At 62.3% G+C, this 2414-nt stretch carries 3 protein-coding genes; all 3 read right to left on the bottom strand.

What is annotated here, in order from left to right:
• The coding region (locus ACN269_RS33345) for a MarR family winged helix-turn-helix transcriptional regulator (RefSeq protein WP_421477109.1) at positions 1-266 on the bottom strand (266 nt) is incomplete at its 3' end.
• A gap of 178 nt (positions 267-444) precedes the next feature.
• Positions 445-1428: an acyl-CoA dehydrogenase family protein gene (locus ACN269_RS33340; RefSeq protein WP_421477107.1), complete on the bottom strand. Its 984-nt coding sequence runs from the start codon at positions 1426-1428 to the stop codon at positions 445-447.
• Between the two features lies 1 nt (position 1429).
• The coding region (locus tag ACN269_RS33335; protein ID WP_421477105.1) for an acyl-CoA dehydrogenase family protein at positions 1430-2414 on the bottom strand (985 nt) is incomplete at its 5' end.

The raw sequence follows: 2414 nt of genomic DNA, 5'->3' as shown, positions 1-2414 counted from the left end.
GGTTGCCGCCGGACGGCACCACGTGCCTCCAGGGAATCGATACGGTCACCCATGACCGCCCGCCCAGAACCCATTCGCGTGGCGAGTTGCGTCTGTGTCTGCGGCTCGATCTCTGCCAGGTAGGCCAAGAGACTCGCCTCAGGCAGGCTCAGACCCACGTCGGCGAGGGCGCGGTCATAGGCCTTTCGAATGCCTCGCGCCGTCGCCATCAACGTCCCATCGATGCGACGCCACGGCGGTGCGTCGAGTTCATGGTCACCTCGCATCAGCTGGCCACCCCCTCAGCATTCCCGCGGCCGACAAGCGAATTTGCGCGCCACCGGCGGATACAGACTTCGCGAGTGTCCATCGGCCCGCTGCCCTACAATCTCTTGGCCATACTGTATGGCACCATACGATTTGGACACAAATTGGATATTGGAAGCCACTTTTACTTCTGGTATCTCAGCGCAGCTGGACCGTGGACGGTACCGCGCCCGAAACGTTGATCCTTTGCCCCACAATGCCGGTCAAGTCAGCCGTCGAACCTAGCACGGCATCTAAGACTCTGCCCCGACGGTAGTACCTATGGAACTCGTGTTCCCAGGTGAAGCCGATTCCGCCGAGCACTTGTTGGCAGTGCCGATTAGCTGTCTCGACCGCGGCACCAGCGTGCACCTTGGCCATTGTGGACGCGATGGGGCTGCTGTCGCTCCACGCCTCGACGACCGCCAACCGTGCGATCTCCAACACCACGTACGTTTCGGCGAGCTTGTGCTTCACCGCCTGGAAGGAACCGATGAAACGGCCGAACTGGGCACGGGACTTAGCATGCTCGACAGCCATATCCAACTGCGCTGCAACGAGTCCGATCATCTCCTCGGCAAGGAGTCGACGCCCCAGAGCAACAACGTCAAGCCATCGCGTATCGGCGTCCCCACCAACCGCCAATATCTCGCCTTGCCCAAGCGGATCTGGGATCTCGACGAGACACCAGTGGCCGTCTGGGTCCAGCCCCCGGGCCGGTTTCAGACCTTCCGTCGGAAGACCTACCCGAACGATGTACGACTGGCCGTCGACGCGCACACCGACGCTGGCGTAATCCTGGCCTGCAATCGCGTCGTACTGCGCGAGACACCTCAGAGATCGGCCGTCGGACTGTGCAAAGTCCCGAGCACCCTCGCTAAACGTCGGCAACAGAACTGCTTCTGCCAGACCGTCCGATTCGGCCAGGGCCGCGCCCAACAACTTCGACAGCATCGGCGATGCACTTGCAAGTCGCCCTTGCTGACCGAACAGCGCACGCCCCGCGCTCTGCGGGTCCTCTGCCCACATTTCCAACCAACCGGAGTCCATCAGCGTCGCGGGCAACTCTGCCGGCGTACATGCGCCAAGTAGGTGCGCCGTCGTAGCCACCAATTGGGGATCAGGCTCAAAGTCGAGTGCCATGCTATTTCTCCCTCGGCAAGCCGAGAATCCGCTCGGCGACGATGTTGCGTTGAATTTCGGCTGTTCCCCCGTAGATCGATGATGCGCGAGCGTAGGTGTGGTCATACTGCCACCGCTCGGCCGAAGGACCATCACCCAGCAAGAGGAGTTCGGGATCCAATTTCATTGCCGCATCGAAGACTGCCTTCTCAGCAGTCGACAACAGGATCTTGTCCACCGATGTCAAGGGCCCTGCCGAATCACCGGAGGCGATGGTGTCAAAAGTTTCACGAACCCGAAGGCGCAAAGCGTGCACCGCCGTATACGCCGCGCCGATCGTGTGGTCATCCTGCTCACCCACCGGCACCATCTCGGCGACCACGGCTGACAGTCGTGACTGCAACCACGCTTGACGTTGCCAGGCCAGCACGCTTCGTTCATTTGCAAGCACATTCATGGTCACAGCGGCCCCGGCCCCAACTGCCCCCAGGGTCCGATCCTTGGGAACTCGAACGTCGTCGAGGAACAACTCGGCGAACTCGTCGTCGCCGGTCATGGCCCGCAGCGGACGGACCTCGATTCCGGGCGTATCCATGTCCAAAAGTAGCGCCGAGATGCCCTTGAAGCCCTCTTCGACCGATCCCGTCCGGGCAAGGAGCAGACACCGCTGCGCCGACCCAGCGTATGACGTCCAGATCTTCTGTCCGGTCACCCGCCAGGTATCGCCGTCGTCGATCGCTCTCGTACGAAGCGCCCCCAGGTCACTGCCCGCCTCTGGCTCAGAAAAGCCCTGGCACCAAACATCGGTACCGTCGAGCAAGCGTGGATAGTACTGCTCCACAAGTTCTGCGGATCCGAACTCCAGCACCGCCGGTCCGAGCACTTCCACCAAGCTCGCAGCGAAAGGCGGCGGACAACCGAACTTGGTCAGTTCCTCCACCACGACGCCCCGCCGCAACGGCGAGCCGCCCAAACCTCCCGCCCGCTCCGGCCAGCCCTGTCGGCCC

It is taken from the genome of Micromonospora sp. WMMD736, from assembly GCF_049179015.1.
Classification (GTDB): Bacteria; Actinomycetota; Actinomycetes; order Mycobacteriales; family Micromonosporaceae; genus Micromonospora.
Note: the sequence above shows the minus strand (reverse complement) of the source record. Positions and strands in the feature narration are given on the sequence as shown.